A 1,268-nucleotide genomic window follows, 5' to 3' on the forward strand; every position below is an offset into this window, starting at 1 on the left:
TTGTTGGAAGGTTGGGACATGATTGACTGCTTAGAATTTGGCAGTGCTTCAGCTGCTATGTTGGTGGCTAGCCATAGCTGTTCCGAAGCAATGCCAACGGTTGAGGAAGTAACAGAATTTATCAGAAAAAGCAAGGAAAAATACGGTGACATGGTAGCGAGAATGTAGTAAAGATTATTGAAAATCACATAGGAATTCTTTAAAGTGTTAGAAGGTGTTGCTGTGATACAATGTTTTATGAAACCAGATTATATTTCCCATTTTAAAAATGGGAAATTGCCTCGTCTATTTTCAGCCAGTAAGATAGATGCTAGTTACAGCGTATATCCACGTATCTTGCATAAACACGAAGACATGCTGGAAATCATGTTAGTACGCAGTGGCAGTGGTGTATACATTGTGGATGAAAAGCGTTACTCCATTCAAAAAGGTGATATCATCATTTGCAATTGCAATGTTCTGCATGATGAAGACCCTACTCAGAGCAAAAACTTGAATACTTATTGCTGTACATTGACGAATGTAGAGATTACGGGATTTGATAAAAACTGTCTGATCCATAAAACAGCTTGCCCGATTGTTCACAGTAATGAATTGTTTGAAACGATGGGAAATTTGATGGGGATGATTTACTTTTTGCTGGCATCGGACATAGAGCAAATGGAAGAAACTTGCTCTTATCTTGCTGTTTCCTTAGTAGCACTGTTAATGCAAATCATCCATAAAACTGAAATGGAAGACACGGCTAAGAAAAAAAGCACCTATGAACTGTTGGGAATTCGTATCAAGCAATATATTGACACCCATTATGATGAACCGCTTACGCTGCAATCCATCAGTGATGCAATGCATATCAATCCATATTATCTGGCACATGTATTTAAAGATACAATTGGTTATTCCCCCATGAGGTACACCATGCGCCGCCGCATTGGTGAAGCACAGAGCCTGCTGATTACTACACGATACTCAATTACACAGATTGCCAATATCGTTGGTTATGATAATCCAAATCATTTTAATATTCTCTTTACGAAATACGTTGGTATGCCTCCCAATAAATATCGCAATTCATATACCAAGGAAAAAAGATAACTTTTCGGGAAAATAGAGCCGCGATTTATGATTGGTGATTTTATGTGATTTTTTAAAAATAAATGCATGCTACGCAATAAGGGGCTGTCTCAATAAGAAATTGAGATAGTCCCTTATATGTATTAAAAATACAAGAGGCAGGTTCCGAAGAACCTGCCTCTTGGTGTAGAATT

Annotated in this window: 1 protein-coding gene; it reads left to right on the top strand. The window is 37.7% G+C overall.

Annotated elements, in window-relative coordinates; all coding sequences use genetic code 11:
* Window positions 1–222: 222 nt before the first annotated feature.
* Window positions 223–1,095: a helix-turn-helix domain-containing protein gene (locus tag BMZ99_RS25870; RefSeq protein ID WP_245755167.1), complete on the top strand. Its 873-nt coding sequence runs from the start codon at window positions 223–225 to the stop codon at window positions 1,093–1,095.
* The last annotated feature ends 173 nt before the right edge of the window (window positions 1,096–1,268 follow it).

This window comes from Pelosinus propionicus DSM 13327 (assembly GCF_900114615.1).
Lineage (GTDB): Bacteria > Bacillota > Negativicutes > DSM-13327 > DSM-13327 > Pelosinus > Pelosinus propionicus.